This is a genomic window from Polynucleobacter sp. 39-46-10 (assembly GCF_002282275.1).
Map to the genome: position 1 here is coordinate 1 of NZ_NCJB01000366.1, position 2,119 is coordinate 2,119.

Genomic DNA, 2,119 nt, shown 5'->3' on the forward strand with positions numbered 1-2,119 from the left:
TTAAAAGTAGCTTAAGTGGGGCTTTTTGTGGCTTTTGTAGATAACTTTCAAAACTTTGAACGGGCTCTACTGAAGCTAAAACTGTGCGATCACATTGTTCGCAGGCCGCCTGAATAATACCCTCCCAGTGGAGGAGGCGTTTTTGCGCCCGCTCGGCATCGCTAGAGCGCGTCAATTTAATCACTGAGCGCTCGCACTGCAGCGGTGCAATCACTTGAGCGCCGGTCTCTATGGCCTTCTCAACGACCCAATCCATCTTGTCGCCACCAGCCAGACCTTGCGCCAAAGTAATGGCATAGGGGCTCTCACGATGGGTGTCGAGGCGAATATCACTCAACTCTGCTTCCCCAGATTTATTGCTCAGGGAAAGGAGTTTTGCCTGGGCAACTTGGCCTTTGCCATCGAAGATGGGGAAGAATTCACCGACCTGGATACGGCGGACACGCAAGTGATGGGCGAGCTCAGGGGTGAGGGTATTTGGCTTTTGGATTTCCCATGGGCCGGGAAGATAAAATTGAGGCATTACTGAAATATAGCTAATTAATTTCCTAGAGACCCAATTTACGATGTCAAACCTTCAAATTCGCATGGCTAATGCCATTCGTGCTTTATCCATGGATGCAGTTCAACAAGCCAATTCTGGTCACCCTGGAATGCCAATGGGCATGGCTGATATTGCAGTTGGACTTTGGAATGAGCATTTGCAACATAACCCAACTGATCCGCACTGGATGAATCGCGATCGATTTGTTTTATCAAACGGTCATGGCTCCATGTTGTTGTATTCCTTATTACACCTCACGGGTTACGACTTGCCGATGAGCGAGTTAAAAAATTTCCGTCAGTTGCATAGCAAAACTGCAGGACATCCTGAATATGGAATTACTCCCGGAGTAGAAACAACTACCGGACCATTGGGTCAGGGGATTTCAAACGCAGTGGGTATGGCGCTTGCTGAAAAATTATTAGCGCAAGAATTTAATCGCCCGGGTCACGATATTGTTGATCACTACACCTATGTATTTTTGGGTGATGGTTGTTTGATGGAAGGTATTAGCCATGAAGTGTGTTCATTGGCTGGCACACTCAAACTCAATAAATTGATTGCGCTATGGGATGACAACGGCATCTCCATTGATGGCAAGGTGGTTTCTTGGTTTAACGAAGATACGCCAAAGCGTTTTGAAGCATACGGTTGGAATGTGATTCGTGATGTTGATGGTCATGATGCAGAGGCTGTATCTACCGCAATCGCTAAAGCGAAGAAGAGTGACAAACCAACCTTGATCTGTTGCAAGACAGCGATTGGTCAAGGCTCGCCGAATATGGCTGGCAGTGATAAGGTGCATGGCTCCCCATTAGGCTCAGCTGAAATAGCAGCAACTCGTGTTGCCTTGAACTGGCCGTATGCTCCGTTCGAAATTCCGAATGATATTTATGAAGCATGGGATTTCAAGAGACGCGGTCAAGCTGCTGAGCATGAATGGAATAAAGAATTCCAGGCATACAAAAATAAATACCCAGAACTGGCTTCTGAATTACAGCGTCGTATGCAAGGCGACTTATCTCAAGACTTCTCTAAAACTTTGGATGCTTACTTAAAAACTTGTGAAACCAAAGCGGAAACTATTGCTACTCGCAAAGCAAGTCAAAATGCCATCGAAGCATTAGCACCAGCCTTGCCAGAATTCATGGGTGGCTCTGCTGACTTAACGGGTTCTAACTTAACTAACTGGTCTTCATGTAAAGCTGTACGTGGTGACCATTGGGGTAACCACATCAATTACGGTGTTCGTGAATTTGGTATGAGCGCCATCATGAACGGTATCGCTTTGCATGGCGGCTACATTCCATTTGGCGGCACCTTCTTAACTTTCTCTGATTACAGCCGCAACGCCTTACGTATGGCTGCGCTGATGAAGTTGCGCAGCATCTTTGTATTCACACACGACTCTATTGGCCTGGGCGAAGATGGGCCAACACACCAGTCTGTTGAGCACGTAGCGAGCTTACGTTTGATTCCGAATTTGATGGTTTGGCGTCCATGTGACACCACTGAGAGTGCAGTTGCCTGGGGTGCTGCGATTGAGCGTAAGCATGGCCCAAGCGCCTTGATCTT

2 protein-coding genes are annotated in these 2,119 nt (G+C 47.2%); one reads left to right on the plus strand and one right to left on the minus strand.

Annotation, left to right across the window (positions count from 1 at the left end; all coding sequences use genetic code 11):
* Positions 1 to 523 (minus strand): RsmE family RNA methyltransferase (locus tag B7X71_RS15695; RefSeq protein WP_293601409.1); only part of this gene is annotated, 523 nt, incomplete at its 3' end.
* Between the two features lie 43 nt (positions 524 to 566).
* Between B7X71_RS15695 and tkt the strand changes: the two genes are divergently transcribed.
* Positions 567 to 2,119, plus strand: a 1,553-nt coding sequence (gene tkt / locus B7X71_RS15700) for a transketolase (protein ID WP_293601411.1), incomplete at its 3' end; no start/stop codon positions are given.